Origin of the sequence: Roseivirga pacifica (genome assembly GCF_900111145.1) — a bacterium.
GTDB classification, from domain to species: Bacteria; Bacteroidota; Bacteroidia; order Cytophagales; family Cyclobacteriaceae; genus Roseivirga; species Roseivirga pacifica.
In genome coordinates, this window is the sequence record NZ_FOIR01000001.1 from 1,316,073 (window position 1) to 1,330,667 (window position 14,595).

At 41.2% G+C, this 14,595-nt stretch carries 14 protein-coding genes; 9 read left to right on the plus strand and 5 right to left on the minus strand.

The features are described from left to right. Positions 1-83: 83 nt before the first annotated feature. The 4 genes from BMW98_RS05820 to BMW98_RS05835 all read left to right on the plus strand — a co-directional run bounded on the left by BMW98_RS05820 (position 84) and on the right by BMW98_RS05835 (position 4,218). Complete coding sequence (locus BMW98_RS05820) at positions 84-701, plus strand: hypothetical protein (RefSeq protein ID WP_090257573.1); 618 nt, start codon at positions 84-86, stop codon at positions 699-701. A gap of 159 nt (positions 702-860) precedes the next feature. After that, positions 861-2,786 carry a molecular chaperone DnaK gene (dnaK, locus tag BMW98_RS05825; RefSeq protein ID WP_090257574.1) on the plus strand — a complete coding sequence of 642 codons (1,926 nt, stop codon included), beginning with the start codon at positions 861-863 and terminating at the stop codon, positions 2,784-2,786. Between the two features lie 348 nt (positions 2,787-3,134). After that, a complete protein-coding gene (locus tag BMW98_RS05830; RefSeq protein ID WP_090257575.1) occupies positions 3,135-3,683 on the plus strand; it encodes a TetR/AcrR family transcriptional regulator in 549 nt (182 codons plus the stop codon). Positions 3,684-3,729: 46 nt separating this feature from the next. Continuing rightward, positions 3,730-4,218, plus strand: coding sequence for an acyl-CoA thioesterase (locus BMW98_RS05835; protein WP_090257576.1), 489 nt, complete (start codon positions 3,730-3,732; stop codon positions 4,216-4,218). 101 nt (positions 4,219-4,319) lie between these two features. On the opposite strand, the gene BMW98_RS05840 is transcribed toward BMW98_RS05835, so the two are convergent. Next, the gene (locus BMW98_RS05840; RefSeq protein WP_090257577.1) at positions 4,320-5,330 is read right to left on the minus strand and encodes a hypothetical protein; all 1,011 of its coding nucleotides are present in this window, start codon (positions 5,328-5,330) and stop codon (positions 4,320-4,322) included. A 277-nt stretch (positions 5,331-5,607) separates the two neighbouring features. After that, positions 5,608-7,305, minus strand: a complete 1,698-nt coding sequence (locus BMW98_RS05845) for a Na/Pi cotransporter family protein (RefSeq protein ID WP_090257578.1) — start codon at positions 7,303-7,305, stop codon at positions 5,608-5,610. A 237-nt stretch (positions 7,306-7,542) separates the two neighbouring features. On the opposite strand from BMW98_RS05845, the gene BMW98_RS05850 reads away from it, so the two are divergent. The 5 genes from BMW98_RS05850 (at position 7,543) to BMW98_RS05870 (ending at position 11,681) form a co-directional block, all read left to right on the plus strand. After that, positions 7,543-8,724, plus strand: coding sequence for a Na/Pi symporter (locus tag BMW98_RS05850; protein WP_090257579.1), 1,182 nt, complete (start codon positions 7,543-7,545; stop codon positions 8,722-8,724). Positions 8,725-8,791: 67 nt separating this feature from the next. Beyond that, positions 8,792-10,027, plus strand: coding sequence for a porin (locus BMW98_RS05855; RefSeq protein ID WP_090257580.1), 1,236 nt, complete (start codon positions 8,792-8,794; stop codon positions 10,025-10,027). Positions 10,028-10,206: 179 nt separating this feature from the next. Beyond that, positions 10,207-10,572, plus strand: coding sequence for a phage holin family protein (locus BMW98_RS05860; protein ID WP_090257581.1), 366 nt, complete (start codon positions 10,207-10,209; stop codon positions 10,570-10,572). Next, the gene (locus tag BMW98_RS05865) at positions 10,562-10,927 is read left to right on the plus strand and encodes a hypothetical protein (RefSeq protein WP_090257582.1); all 366 of its coding nucleotides are present in this window, start codon (positions 10,562-10,564) and stop codon (positions 10,925-10,927) included. The genes BMW98_RS05860 and BMW98_RS05865 overlap by 11 nt, the downstream gene beginning before the upstream one ends. Then, positions 10,914-11,681 carry a phosphoglycerol geranylgeranyltransferase gene (locus tag BMW98_RS05870; RefSeq protein WP_090257583.1) on the plus strand — a complete coding sequence of 256 codons (768 nt, stop codon included), beginning with the start codon at positions 10,914-10,916 and terminating at the stop codon, positions 11,679-11,681. The genes BMW98_RS05865 and BMW98_RS05870 overlap by 14 nt, the downstream gene beginning before the upstream one ends. On the opposite strand, the gene BMW98_RS05875 is transcribed toward BMW98_RS05870, so the two are convergent. From BMW98_RS05875 to BMW98_RS05885, 3 genes are all read right to left on the minus strand, one after another. After that, positions 11,667-12,590 (minus strand): helix-turn-helix domain-containing protein, encoded by a 924-nt coding sequence (locus tag BMW98_RS05875; protein ID WP_090257584.1) that lies wholly within the window; start codon positions 12,588-12,590, stop codon positions 11,667-11,669. The genes BMW98_RS05870 and BMW98_RS05875 overlap by 15 nt on opposite strands. Positions 12,591-12,714: 124 nt before the next feature. Beyond that, positions 12,715-13,854, minus strand: a complete 1,140-nt coding sequence (locus BMW98_RS05880; RefSeq protein ID WP_090257585.1) for an acyl-CoA dehydrogenase — start codon at positions 13,852-13,854, stop codon at positions 12,715-12,717. A gap of 54 nt (positions 13,855-13,908) precedes the next feature. After that, on the minus strand, positions 13,909-14,595 hold the full coding sequence (locus BMW98_RS05885) for a zinc metallopeptidase (RefSeq protein ID WP_090257586.1): 687 nt from the start codon (positions 14,593-14,595) through the stop codon (positions 13,909-13,911).

Sequence of the window (14,595 nt, forward strand, 5' to 3'; positions counted from 1 at the left end):
AATGGCTTAACCTTGTAGCTGTCGTTCATTTTGCATTTTGATTTGTTTAACTTGAGGCTTTAATCACACAAAACCAGTAAGATATGAGTGTAGTACAGCTAAACTTTATTAACAAGTCGAATGAGGCTAGCAATAACGAGATTATAATTTTTCAGAAGAATCAGTTGGCGACTGATGGTTCCGCAGTAGCCTGGCGGGTAATTCAAAACTGTGGCATAGGCGATAATCATCCATTCACCTTTTCCTCTGTATTTTCTGTGTCGGCAGTAGACAGTTACGGAAATTACACCCCGAGGCTTTCGGCAAGCATGGGGCAAGCTTTCGAAATGGTATTGGCGAAATCGGGCGATGTATTGAGGTACAAAGGGGCTGCCTCGAGTTCTAATGAAGTAGAATTGGAGAACAACTTGTCGACAGGTGCCATTTCTGCAGAAATTTATCGAGATGGAAAACTTTGTGCTTCTCAAAGAAGTTTGGAACCATCTAGTAACGCCGCCTTTCAGTTCAATAGCCAAATTTATATAGGCGTAGGAACTCAAATTATGGAGGGGCAAAAGATTGATGCTGCCATAATGAGTAATATCAATACAGAGATTGACTTGTTTGGTATTGCCTCTGCCGACATAGTAATGACAGGTGGGGGAGTAGGACCAAATGCTACACCTTTTACTTTCACACTTGAAAATATAGTGAGTGCATAGTGCCATTTCGGCCAACGAATTTGAATGCCACACTGAAAGGTGCGGCATTTTTTATTCCATTTCTGTCAATGTGTCACTCCGTGTCAGAAAATATCAATTGGCATAACCCTTGTTAAAAGCATGTCGAATTTGAATCATAGAAAAGATTATAAATAGATCATGGGAAAAATTATTGGCATTGACTTAGGTACTACCAACTCATGTGTTTCGGTAATGGAAGGTAATGAGCCTGTCGTTATCCCAAATAGCGAAGGTCGTAGAACTACTCCATCTATCGTAGCATTTTTAGATAATGGTAACGGAGAGAGAAAAGTAGGTGACCCTGCAAAGCGTCAGGCAATCACTAACCCACAGAACACTATTAGTTCTGTGAAAAGATTTATGGGTAAGAAATTTACCAACGTTTCTGAGGAAATGAGAGGTATTTCTTATCAAGTAGAAAAAGGTAATAATGACACTGTTCGCGTAAAAATTGGCGACAGAAACTATACGCCTCAGGAGCTTTCAGCAATGATTCTTCAGAAAATGAAGTCTACTGCTGAGGATTATTTGGGCACAGAAGTAAGCGAAGCAGTAATTACTGTACCGGCTTACTTTAACGATGCGGAACGTCAGGCAACAAAAGAAGCCGGACAAATTGCAGGTCTTGAAGTAAAAAGAATTATCAACGAGCCTACTGCAGCTGCTTTGGCTTACGGTCTTGATAAAAAAGATACTGACCAAAAAATCGCTGTGTATGACCTTGGTGGTGGTACTTTCGATATCTCAATTCTTGAATTGGGTGATGGTGTATTCGAAGTAAAGTCTACTAACGGTGATGTGCACCTTGGTGGTGACGACTTTGACCAAGTAATCATCGATTGGTTGGCTGAAGAATTCCAGAAAGACGAAGGATTGGATTTGAGAAAAGATCCAATGGCGCTTCAGCGTTTGAAAGAAGCTGCTGAAAAAGCTAAAATTGAGCTTTCTTCTTCAACTTCTACCGAAATCAACTTGCCATACATTATGCCGGTTGATGGTGTGCCAAAGCACTTGGTAAGAACGCTTTCAAGAGCAAAATTCGAATCGCTTGCAGATAACCTAGTACGCAGGTCTATGGAGCCAGTTAAAAAGGCCCTTTCTGATGCTGGTTATTCAACTTCAGATATTGATGAAGTGATCTTGGTAGGTGGTTCTACTCGTATTCCTAAAATTCAGGAAGAAGTAGAGTCTTTCTTCGGAAAGAAACCTTCCAAAGGTGTTAACCCTGATGAAGTAGTTGCAATTGGTGCGGCTATTCAAGGTGGTGTGTTAACTGGTGAGGTTAAAGATGTGTTGCTGCTAGACGTTACGCCACTTTCATTGGGTATCGAAACTATGGGCGGTGTGTTCACTAAGTTGATTGAGTCAAACACTACTATTCCGGCTAAAAAGTCAGAGGTGTTCTCAACAGCTGCCGACAATCAGCCTTCAGTAGAAATTCACGTATTGCAGGGTGAGCGTCCAATGGCTAAGGATAACAGAACCATCGGTCGTTTCCACTTAAGCGATATTCCACCAGCACCAAGAGGTGTGCCTCAAATTGAAGTAACATTCGATATCGATGCAAACGGTATTATGAATGTTTCTGCAAAAGATAAAGGAACTGGTAAAGAGCAAAACATCAGAATCGAGGCTTCTTCTGGGTTGACAGATGAGGAAATCGAAAAGATGAAGCAGGAAGCTGAGGCGAACGCTGATGCGGATAAGAAAGAGAAGGAGAAAGTAGAGAAGTTGAACACTGCTGACTCATTGATTTTTCAAACTGAAAAGCAATTGAAAGAGTACGGTGAGAAGCTTTCAGAGGGTAACAAAAAGCCAATTGAAGATGCTTTGGCTCACTTGAAGGAAGTTCACCAGAAACAAGATTTGGATGCTATCGACCCTGCGGTTGAAGCATTGAACAAAGCTTGGGAAGGTGCTGCTCAGGAAATGTACGCTGCACAAGGCGGTGCCGAAGGTGCTCAACCTGGCGCTGATGCAAACGCTGGTGGTGCTGATGCCGGAAGCGAAAATGCTGGCGGTGCTGACGATGTTTCAGACGTAGAATACGAAGAGGTGAAATAAGCTCTGAGTAATTGAAATAAATTGAAAACCCTGGTTTCGAAAGAAGCCAGGGTTTTTTGTTGTCTCTACGATCATTGTCTGCCCAAACTCTGAAGATCCACTTCTACTGCTGGGCGAAGATCGTCATTGCGAGGAGTGAAACCTGTGATAATAGGGGCTTATGACGCGGCAATCTGTTTGTTCGTGGCAGACTGCACAGAACAGACTGATTACTTCGCATCGATCTTTTGCTGATGCAAAGTTTGCTCCCTGTTTGCTGACAGGCAGATTTGTAATGACGGTATCAGAGGTAGAACAGAAATACACTAAAGTACTAGACCTTTTGGTCTAATTTTATACATTTGTGTTATGACTACTCGTGAGCGCCTTGTAAGTACTACTTCAAACCTTGTTCGAAAGAAGGGCTATTATGGTACGGGCATCAATGAAATACTAAAATCCGTTGCGGTGCCAAAGGGTAGTTTATACCACCACTTTCCGAAGGGAAAGGATGAGTTGATCCGCGAGGCGATTCTTTATGGTGGAGAGATTCAAATGCGCAAATATGGTGATGCGCTGAGAGGCAAGCCAGCCTTGGAAGGATTAAGTGCAATGGTGGATGTGATGGCTGAGGAGCTGGAGAAATCTGACTTTCAAGATGCTTGTCCTATTGCTGCCGTAGCTATGGCAGCCGGCATTATTGAGGAAGAAATTCGTGTGGCCTGTGACAAAGTATTTAAAGGTTGGCAAAACGATTTGGCTGGCTATTTAGAGAGAAGGGGAGTAACCAACGCACTAGAGAAGGCAGAGGAACTGTACGCCATGTTCGAAGGAGCCTATGTTTTGAGCAAAGCACATAAAGATGTGAAATACCTTTTGCTACAGAAGAAGTACATCTCATTGATTTTAAACGCATAAAAAATTTAACCATAATTAGACCGACTGGTCTGTAAAGTCATTAACTATGAATAAGCAACCAATAGGAGAAAGAACCATTCGCTTTCAGGACTGCGACCCTTATGGCCATCTGAACAATTCGAAGTATCTAGATTATATGATCAATGTGCGCGAAGACCACTTAATCCATGAATATGACATCAATATTTTTGAGATGGCACAGGTGCAAAAGAAGGCATGGGTAGTTGGGCACAACGACCTGATTTATATGAGGCCGGCTCTCGTTATGGAAAAAGTAAAGGTAAAAACTGCCATGATTGATTTTAACGATCGCTATGTGCAAGCCGAAATGATTATGACCAATGAGGCTGAAACTCATATTAAGGCTGTTCTATGGACTAAGTTTTACCACTTTGATATAGCTCAGCAAAGGGGCATAAGGCATACCGAAGAGCAAATGGAGTTGTTTAAGGAGATGGCGTTGTTGGTTGAGCAACAGAGCACTGAGGAAAGAGCTAAACACTTGGCGACTGCGTTAAAAGTTGCAGTAGCTTAGTGAATAAAAGTACTCTCTGAATTCATTGAATTCGTGAGTTTGGGTAAAAGAAAAGGCTACCGGAAGGGTAGCCTTTTTTGCTGTATTTTTAATTAGTTCACTTAGAATGAAACGGCCCCTTCGGTTAAGAACTTAAGGGCAAAAACTAATCCTATACTTACCACAAGACCAAAGAACACTTTACCTAAATCTTTGCCTAGGTCTCTTAGTGTTTCATTCGGTACGCTGCCATAAGCAAAGTATTTTATGCTTAGTTCTCTACCTGCCAATAAGCCTAAGAAAACCCAAGTGGTACTCATTGGTACGTTATTCAGTTCTTTAAAGAAGTAAAGAATTATGGCATACGAAAAGTCAATAATTGTGGCTGAGCGTATGTCTACAGTATTGGTTTTGGCCTTTACTATACCCTGAATAGCGCCCCCTTTTGAATAGAAAATGTAGCCTAAAAGTACTAGGAAGATAATCAGTGTAAACACTAAAGTTTCGCCCGAAACTTGGCGAGGTAGGTAAACATAAATATTCGCAAAGTCTTGAATTAGCCACTGTGACCATAGGAAGCCTGTAGAGCACCACTGAAGCACCGTCCAAAGCTTAATTTGGCTCTTGGTTGGTGGGTGTTCAATAAAGTATCTTTCAAAACGCTTGGCAATAGCTAGGTAAACCAATACGCCTGTTGCAAAAGCTACCAAATAACCCGACATGGACTTAACCACCATGTCGTAAAGGTTTTTGGGGTTGAAAAAGGTGAGGATAAGGAAAGAGGTGCTTACCGGAATTCCAAACCTTGTAATTAAGAGCAGTACAATAGGAGGCAGCAAATAAGCCCATCCAAAGCTTTTAATATCTGCTGGGTTTAGGTATTTCGGGTTGTCGAAACCATTGCCTGGCGGGTCGCCAATAAGTCGGCCATAGGTTACATCGCCATCATTTACATACCAACCGTAAACCAATACTGCGGTAAGAATAGAAGCAGCGAAGATCCATAGTACCCACCATTTTTTATTTTCATTGGATGAAAGAAAAGTTCCTAGGGTCTGAATTACATCGTTGCCGATAACAGAATATGCCGAGAAAATAAACCCAGCATACATCACGAATTCTAGTTGAGACATGTTGCTTTAGTAAGGCTAATCGGTGTCACGCGCGTTTTGTGAATGACAAAGCTATAATTTCTGCATCTATTTTCTGGCCTAAGGGTATTTACAGCTACTAGCAAAAGTAAAATCTGATTTACTATTTATTGATGTAACTCGTTGTAATTCAGTTTAATAAAAATTTTTCAAAAAATCTTAAACAAAGGTGATTGTTAATATTGCCTTTACATTGATAAAAGAAAGCGGGGGCATTTGCCCCCGTTTTTAAATTCTTATTAATGCTCTGATGATGCGATTATTCATCATCCTCATCGTCTTTACCGAAATCGCCTCTAATGGCTTCGCTAATGTTGATGATGTGGTCACCGATCTTTTCAGCGCCAAAGAATAGGTCTTTGTAAATAATACCACTCTTTACATCGTACTCTTTCTTCTCGGTAGACTTAAGGTGTTTCTTCCTCAACTTCGATTTCATGCGGTTAATAGACTCTTCTATGTCAATGGCGTCAGAAATATCTACTTTACCATAAGTGCCTTCCAAGTGTTTTGTCATTACAACGAATGCTTGGTCTATCAATTCAAAGATTTTAGCAATATTCTCGTGCTGTGTTTTAGAGAATTTGAGCTTTTGCTTGTTACCACGGTAGATGTCTCGAGACATTCTCAAAATGATATCTGCAATACGCTCAAGGTCCGTTGTGATACTCAAGATTGAACGTACTTTAACCGAAGCTTCAGGAGTAAGGCTTTGCTCAGATACTTTTACCAAGAAGCTGGCAATGTTCTCTTCTACCTCATCGGTCATCTCTTCATATTCAGCAATCTTCTCTCTTAGCTTGGCGCGTTTTGCTTCGTCTTGCTCCACTAATTGCTGCTTCAGCAGATCCATCATTTTCATGGTAATCTTGCTGAATTTGTTAGCCTCTTGCTGTGCCTCTACAATAGAAACCTCAGCAGTAAGAGGTGCCCCTTGGCTACCCAAATAGGTAAGGTGGAATTCTTCATCTTCCTCACTCTTAGAAGGAACAAGTTTGATGGCCAGTCTCACTAATTGTGGCACGAACCAGATCATTATAAGCACGTTCAGTGCGTTGAATGTCGTATGGAAAGTTGCTAGTGTAAATTTATCGGCACCTTCGGCTACATCTGGAGCAGGCCACACATAGTGAATCATGTCAATAAAGTATGGCAGCAAAATAACCATCCAAGTAACCCCTATGATGTTGAACATGGAGTGAATCTTGGCAGATCTTTTCGCATGAACATTACCTACCAAAGAAGCTAGCTCTGCTGTAATGGTTGTTCCAATGTTTTCTCCCAAAACCATGGCAGCACCAATTTCAATTGGTAAACCTTGCGCACAAAGCACAATGGTTAAAGACATGGCCGCACTAGATGATTGAACAATAATGGTTAATAGCGTACCTGCAGCTACAAATAGCAGCCTAGTAAATAGGCCTGGGTTGCTGTATTCGGCCAAAAAGCTAAGTACTTCAGGGTTGCTTTTTAAATCAGGAACAGCGCCTTTTAGGGCATCTAGTCCCATAAAGAGCAACGAAAATCCAATCATAAATTCGGCCCAGTTCTTAAGATTAGATTTCTTAGAGAACATCATAGGCACGGCAAAGGCCAAAAGTGGTAGGGCAAAAGCCGATACTTTTACCTTGAAACCAAGTAATGAGACAAGCCATGCGGTGATGGTGGTACCAATGTTGGCTCCCATCATAACTCCGGCAGATTCCACCAGCGTAATTAAGCCCGCATTTACAAAACTCACAGTCATTACTGTGGTGGCCGAAGATGATTGTACAATGGCAGTAATTAAAAAACCGCTGAGCACTCCCGTGTAGCGGTTTGATGTCATTGTTCCTAAAATGTTGCGGAGTTTATTGCCTGCAGCTTTCTGAATACCCTCGCTCATCACCTTCATACCGTAAATGAAAAAGCCGAGAGCTCCTAAAAGCTCTATGATATTCAATATTCCGTATTCCATATGCTGAATTTAGTTGCTGATGAGCGTTAGTACAGTTTTTGTCGTTAGCTGAAAAATTTCGCAGTAAAAGTAGCTATACTTTTTTGAATGGGTTCGTTATCTTTTTGTTAAGCATGCTTTACTAGCGTTTGCCAATTGTTAATAATTGGTTGATGTTGAAGACAAGAATGTCAATAGTCTTTTCCATAAGTTTGTGCACTTTAATTTAACGCCATAAAAACGTCTGAAATAAACTTAATGAAACTAATAGCAGGGGACAAAGATAAACGAACATCTGTGGCTATTAGGGTAGTTTATATCTCGCTAGTGCTTACATTCTTTCTTTTTTGCATCAAATTTATGGTGCTATCGTTGGGAGAGTTTGCGGGTTACTTTCAGGAGAATATACTTTCCTCTTCGCTAGATCCGTTTATCGGGCTCTTTATTGGCTTGCTCATAACTGCTATTATTCAAAGTAGCTCAACTACCAGTACTATGGTGGTGGGTATGGTGGCTGCTGGTGCCCTTACTCTGGGCGAAGCTATACCTGTAATTATGGGGGCCAACATTGGTACTACACTCACGAGTACAATTGTGGCTTTTGGTTTTGTTTCTGACAGGGTGGCATTCAGAAAAGCCCTTGCTGCGGGTGTAATACACGATTTTTACAATATCCTTTTGGTGGTTATTCTCTTCCCTCTCGAGTATTATTATGGGTTCTTATCGGGGTTGTGCGAAAGTCTGCAGGCATATTTGTTTGGCTCGGGTGCTTTCGATGCGGACGCTAAGTGGGATTGGGTTTTTGATTTTGGTGTAACCGAACAAATTGCAGGGTTCATCAACAACAGTATAATTCAGTTATTGCTGTCGCTGGTGCTTGTGTTTCTTTCTATTAAGCTCTTAACCAGCATTATTCAGAAAACTGTAATCGGAAAGTCGAAAGACAAATTAAGGACTTACATATTCGATAAACCTGGAAAGTCATTTGGTTGGGGGGTGTTAATTACCGCAGCAATTCAATCTAGTTCAGTGTCTACTTCGCTTTTGGTGCCTTTGGTGGCAACCGGCAAGGTGCGGTTGAATGCAGCTTTTCCGTTTATCATTGGTGCAAATTTGGGTACTACAATTACGGCACTTATTGCAGCTAGTTTTAGCTCTACTACGGCCATGAGTATTGCAATTGCGCACTTACTTATCAACCTTTCTGGAGTGTTCATATTTATGTTTTCTGCAGTACTCAGAAATGGCATGGTCAATTTTACCAAGCGTTTTAGCTTTATGGTATCTCAAAGGAGGTTGATTGGCTTGGTTTATATTTTGGTTACCTTCTTTTTGTTGCCTTTCATTCTTATCTCCTTTCATAAGCAAGGTGGTTCGAATAATGAAAAGGCTACTGAGCCTCAGGAAATCAGTCTTTTAGCTCAAGAAGCAAAGAAGTAAGGAAAACTTTCCACTTAACGTAAAGTATTATTTACTTTTGCGCCTGTTTAATTGAAAGAGGCGCAAGATGTTACATTGTCGGAATGGAAATCCGAAGGGGAGTAGTACACAAATACGTGTTCTTGTTTTATTGGTGTTCTTGTTTGGTGGTTTAGTTGTTAATGCTCAGCACCACACGGAGGCTTCTTTTGGCAAGGGAATAAAATTTACTCCTGCAGATTCATCCTTTTCTATAAAATTCAGCACCAGGTTTCAAACGCTCTATAGGGGCGATTACACCATTGATAGTAAAGATTACAGTGATAGGTTGCTCATTAGGAGGGCGCGATTGAAGTTCGATGGCTTTGTAGCTGACCCCTCGCTTACCTATAAAATAGAGCTAGGTATTTCTAACAGGGATCATGGAGGCGGCAACATTGCCGAAACTGGCTTTACACCTAGAATAATTCTAGATGCCGTAGTAAAATGGCAGGCAACCGAGCACTGGTCAATATGGTTTGGGCAAACCAAGTTACCCGGAAACCGTGAGCGTGTAATCTCTTCGCAGAAAATGCAATTTGTAGATCGTAGTTTGCTTAATGCTACGCTTAATCTGGACCGTGATATTGGTGTGCAGTTTTGGCATACTAATAATGTAGGTAAGGATGGGGTTCTGAGGAAAGGCCTTTCAGTGTCGATGGGAGAGGGTAGAGATATTATTGCCTCAAACGCTGGAGGATACGATTTTACTTTTAGAATGGACTACCTTCCTTTTGGCGATTTTAAGGGCAAGGGTGACTACTTTGGTGCAGACTTGGCAAGAGAGCCAAAGCCTAAACTTGCAGTTGGCTTTACCTACGACAGAAATGTAGATGCTGTGCGTCAGCGTGGGCAACTTGGTCGTTACGTGCGCCTGTCGGATGGTACGCAACTTACAAATACACTTTCAACTGTTTTTATCGATGCCATGCTTAAGTATCAAGGATGGTCTTTTATGGGTGAGTATGGCAATAAAAATGGGGCAAGTAATGAATTTGCAGTGCTTGATGATGGTGGTACAATAAAGTATGTAACAGGCTCTTCTATCAACTTGCAAAGCGGTTACCTTTTTAAAAATAACTATGAAGTTGCGCTAAGGTATACTTCAACTAAGCCCGATAATGCAGAATTTTCTGGTTTGATTAACCAGCAGATGTATACATTGGGTTTCTCTAAATACATTGTTGGCCACAGTTTAAAACTACAAAGCGATATTTCTTACTGGGAAATTGCCACGGCCAGCAATCGCTGGGTTTTCGAGTTTCAAGTAGAGGTTTCACTCTAAACCAGTTTCAGCTATCGTAATATTTAATGCCACACACTTGACGGTTGTGGTGTAATAAGCATTTACTATTTTTGTTAGCGGAAGCAGGTGGTTTGTTCAGCACCTAAAAGTTTTGAATCGTTTGATTTATATCGCGTTTCCTTAATTCCTAATCGTTAAATTAACCGGAAATATAAGGCTTGAAAATATTCAATATCGATAGATTGTTGGAGTCGCTTACGGGCTACCTCGAAACCAAGATTGAGCTTTTTAGGCTCGATTTAGAAGATGAAATTCAAAAGGTAATAGCCAAGGCTATCATTTTGGTTATTGTGGTGATTTGCGTCTTTTTTGCGCTCTTTTTAATTTCTATCAGCCTTTCTCAGTTTTTAAATGCACTTTTCAATAGTCGCTTTTTAGGCTTTTTGTTGGTAGCAGTAATATACTTGGCCATTGGTGGAGTTGTTTATGCCAAGCGCGAAAGCCTTAATGCAAAGATTTTGGACAATATTAAGTCTAAGAAAGGTAAAGACGAACCTGAAAACCAATTGCCTGATGAAGAGTAGAGAAGCACTACAGCAAGAAAGCAAGGCTTATTTAGATGACCTTGACAGTCAGATTAACGATATTAAAGTTAGTGCTGAGCGAACGCTCAAATACGCCTTAATTGTGGGAGGAGGTACTTTGGCAGCTTACGTTATTTTTAATGCCATTTTTGGTGGTAATAACGAGGGAGAAGAGGCCGAAGGAACTAAGAAAAAGGTTAAAAAGAAGAAGTTCAAAGCATCTTCTAAAATCTCTTCGGGGGCGAATATGCTTACGGGAGAATTGAAAAATCAAGCTGCGTTGGTTGTACTTAAATTGGCTGCAGATCAGTTGAGAAAATTCTTGCAAGAGAGCGACAACAATGGAGAAAAATAGGACCCAGCAAATTTTTGATCGCAACTTGGCAGAGGGCAGAAAGTCGCTCGCCTTGTTGTTGGACCCTGATGATGTGGAAGCTGCCGCTTTGCCGGGTGTTCTTAATAATGCTATCGAAAATAAGGTTGACTTTATTTTTGTTGGGGGCAGTTTAGTTACAAGTGACAACTTGTCTGAGCTGGTTAGATTTGTAAAGTCAAACTCCAATATACCTTGTATCCTTTTTCCGGGTAATGCCATTCAAATTGATGCTAATGCAGATGCGATCCTATTCTTGTCCTTAATTTCTGGAAGAAACCCAGAATTATTAATTGGGCAACAAGTGGTGGCGGCTCCAATAGTAAAGCGAAGCGGTTTAGAGGTGCTGCCAACGGGTTACATGTTGGTAAATTCTGGTAGGCCAACAAGTGCATCTTATGTGAGCAATACGCAGCCAATCCCTAACGATAAGCCAGGTATTGCTGCAAGTACGGCAATGGCGGGAGAAATGCTCGGGCTTAAACTTATTTACATGGATGCCGGCAGTGGGGCTCAGGATCCTATTTCACCTCGTGTTATTAGGGCGGTTAAAAAGAATTCGGGTCTGCCTTTAATAGTAGGTGGTGGTATTAATCACCCGGCCAAAGCCAAAGAGGCATTGCTTGCAGGTGCCGATGTGTTGGTTGTAGGTAATGGGGTACAAAAAAACCTCAATCTGTTGACTGAGGTTTCTGAACTAGTTCAGTTGACTAATGAGACCTTAAACGTTAATTAAGGTTTCTCTACGCCTCATTTTTCCGGCAGGAATACCGAACATCATTTTAAACCTTCTACAGAAGTAAGCAGTGTCTTTGTAGCCTACTTCATGACCAATGTCGCGAATGCTCTTCTTAGTTGTTCTCAGTAGATCAACCGCGGCCTCCATTCTTTGATATTCAATGTAGTCTTGCGGGTTGATGCCTGTTAGCATTTTGAAGTACTGGCCTACGTAATCTTCCGAAACATTGGCTACTCTTGCCAATACTTTGTTCGATAGGTCACCACCAAGATTCTCCTTGATGTAGTTGAAAATATCGATGAGTCGTGGATCCTTAAAGTACGTGCTGTTTGTAACCAATAGCTCAACAAACAGACGATTATCCAAGATGTAACGGATAACCTCAGTTACTAAATAGTCAGTGTTCACCTTAATAACTCGACTTTTACCAACCTTTGTGCTGTTGTCTTCCTCAATAATAAGCCTGATCAAGTCAGCAATTTTACTGGCTTTTCTTATGGCAAACGGAGTGATATTCAGTGAAGCAAAGAAGTTAACTGAATCAAATACTTTCGCTTCGAACATTACTTGGCTAAAGCCATCTACATCAAAGTCGTTTACCTCTGCATCTGTAGCATTGGCTAGGTACTTCTTTTTGTTCGAAATGAATTCGTCATTCGCAATAACCGGGGCTGTTGGCGATCCGAATGAAATCTGCAAAGACTTTCCACCTGGGATGAAAAGCATATCGCCTTCTCCCACTTTTTCTTGGTCTTCGCCAAAGTAGATATCGCCATTGTTTACAACAATTATAGTGTTTTCAACATCGTAAAAGTTGTCGATGGTTACGGGCTTCACCACTTTCATATTTCTACTCTTGATGTAACGAACACCAAGGGATTCTACAATTTTATTGTAATCTTCCATAGTCTTGTCTCAAAATAGTTATAGAATGGGTTGTGAAAGTAGTACTTTTTTAGATGAACACAAATAAAAATGTCCATTAGTAATATGGGCTATACTAATGGACATAATAATATGACGAAACTTATTATTTCAGTAACTCTCTTGAGATAACTATTTTCTGTATTTCAGACGTTCCTTCGTATATCTGAGTGATTTTAGCATCTCTCATTAATCTTTCAACGTGGTATTCTTTCACATACCCGTAGCCACCATGTACCTGAACAGCTTCTACCGTAACGTCCATGGCTGTTTTTGAAGCGTATAACTTGGCCATCGCACTTGCTTTAGCAAAGTCTTTCTTTTGGTCTTTAAGGTAGGCTGCTTGTAAGCAAAGTAACCTAGCCGCATCAATTTCGGTAGCCATGTCGGCTAGTTTAAACTGAATAGCTTGGTGTTGGCTAATTGGCTTGCCAAAGGCTTTTCTTTCTTTAGAGTAAGCCAAAGCTAACTCATAAGCGCCAGATGCAATTCCCAAAGCCTGAGAGGCAATTCCTATTCTACCTCCGTTTAGAGTTGACATAGCGAACTTAAAACCGAAGCCATCTTCACCAATTCGGTTCTCTTTTGGTACTTTTACATCGGTAAACATTAGTGAGTGTGTGTCTGAGCCACGAATACCCAATTTGTCTTCCTTCTTGCCAACCACAAAGCCTTCCATGTCCTTTTCAACAATCAGGCAGTTAATGCCTTTGTGGCCTTTTTCCCTGTCCGTTTGAGCCACTACTAGGTAAATAGAGGCACTGTTACCATTGGTAATCCAGTTTTTGGTGCCGTTCAGCAAATAGTGGTCACCTTTATCTTCCGCGGTAGTTTTTTGTGAAGTAGCGTCTGAGCCTGCTTCAGGTTCTGAAAGGCAAAAAGCACCAATTTTCTCGCCCATAGCGAGCGGCTTAAGGTACTTTTGCTTCTGTTCTTCTGTCCCGAATTTTTCGAGTCCCCAGCAAACTAAGCTGTTGTTTACCGACATACAAACACTGGCAGATGCATCGATTTTGGATATTTCTTCCATAGCCAAAACATAAGAGACAGTGTCCATTCCGCCACCACCATACTTAGGGTCTACCATCATTCCCATAAAACCTAGCTCGCCCATTTTTTTTACTTGCTCGGCAGGGAATTGCTGCTTTTCATCACGCTCAATTACGCCCGGAAGTAGTTCCGTTTGGGCGAATTCTCTGGCGGCATCGCGTACAGCCAGTTGCTCCTCGGTCAATTCGAAATTCATATCTATGCTTAACTAACGTTTGTTAGGCAAATTTAATCAAATTGATAAAAGATACTAGTCGCGACCTAAGAATAGACTTACATAATAAAGTAGCATGGCTAGCGAACCAAGTGCAGCAACTAGGTAAGTTCTTGCGGCAGCATTCAGTGCATCCTTTGCCATGTCATGCTCTTCGCTTGTCGTAATGTTTCGTGTCTCAACCCACGCTAAAGCTCTTTTTGAGGCATCGTATTCGACAGGAAGGGTTATAAAAGCAAACAAAGTGAAAATAGTGTAAGCTGCAATAATGCCTAACATAGCCCATTCCACAGGGAAAAGTGCCAAACCAAAAGAGCCTATAAGTAGCGCCATGAACATAAAGTTGATCAATTTGCCACTGGCTTGCTGTATTGGCACCAAGGTCGACCTCATTTCTAATGGGCCATAAGCTGTGGCGTGCTGTATAGCGTGACCACATTCATGAGCGGCAACTGCAGCAGCCATAACCGAGCGGCCATTATAAACGTCAGGGCTTAGGTTAACTGTTTTGTCTGCTGGGTTATAGTGGTCGGTGAGCCTTCCTTGAACCGATAGAATTTGAACATCAGTAATGCCATTATCGCGTAGCATTAACTCTGCTACTTCTTTGCCAGATAGGCCATTTTGAAGCCCGACCTTTGAATACTTTTTAAATTTATGTTTTAGCCTTTGTTGAACAATAAGGCTAACAATCATGATTCCGATAACAAGAATAAGTCCCAT

What these genes read in the sequence shown, in the direction of transcription:
- BMW98_RS05820 (WP_090257573.1), top strand. Translation starts at nt 84, where the DNA reads ATGAGTGTAGTACAGCTAAACTTTATTAACAAGTCGAATGAGGCTAGC.
- dnaK (WP_090257574.1), top strand. Translation starts at nt 861, where the DNA reads ATGGGAAAAATTATTGGCATTGACTTAGGTACTACCAACTCATGTGTT.
- BMW98_RS05830 (WP_090257575.1), top strand. Translation starts at nt 3,135, where the DNA reads ATGACTACTCGTGAGCGCCTTGTAAGTACTACTTCAAACCTTGTTCGA.
- BMW98_RS05835 (WP_090257576.1), top strand. Translation starts at nt 3,730, where the DNA reads ATGAATAAGCAACCAATAGGAGAAAGAACCATTCGCTTTCAGGACTGC.
- BMW98_RS05840 (WP_090257577.1), bottom strand. Translation starts at nt 5,330, where the DNA reads ATGTCTCAACTAGAATTCGTGATGTATGCTGGGTTTATTTTCTCGGCA.
- BMW98_RS05845 (WP_090257578.1), bottom strand. Translation starts at nt 7,305, where the DNA reads ATGGAATACGGAATATTGAATATCATAGAGCTTTTAGGAGCTCTCGGC.
- BMW98_RS05850 (WP_090257579.1), top strand. Translation starts at nt 7,543, where the DNA reads ATGAAACTAATAGCAGGGGACAAAGATAAACGAACATCTGTGGCTATT.
- BMW98_RS05855 (WP_090257580.1), top strand. Translation starts at nt 8,792, where the DNA reads ATGTTACATTGTCGGAATGGAAATCCGAAGGGGAGTAGTACACAAATA.
- BMW98_RS05865 (WP_090257582.1), top strand. Translation starts at nt 10,562, where the DNA reads ATGAAGAGTAGAGAAGCACTACAGCAAGAAAGCAAGGCTTATTTAGAT.
- BMW98_RS05870 (WP_090257583.1), top strand. Translation starts at nt 10,914, where the DNA reads ATGGAGAAAAATAGGACCCAGCAAATTTTTGATCGCAACTTGGCAGAG.
- BMW98_RS05875 (WP_090257584.1), bottom strand. Translation starts at nt 12,590, where the DNA reads ATGGAAGATTACAATAAAATTGTAGAATCCCTTGGTGTTCGTTACATC.
- BMW98_RS05880 (WP_090257585.1), bottom strand. Translation starts at nt 13,854, where the DNA reads ATGAATTTCGAATTGACCGAGGAGCAACTGGCTGTACGCGATGCCGCC.
- BMW98_RS05885 (WP_090257586.1), bottom strand. Translation starts at nt 14,595, where the DNA reads ATGGGACTTATTCTTGTTATCGGAATCATGATTGTTAGCCTTATTGTT.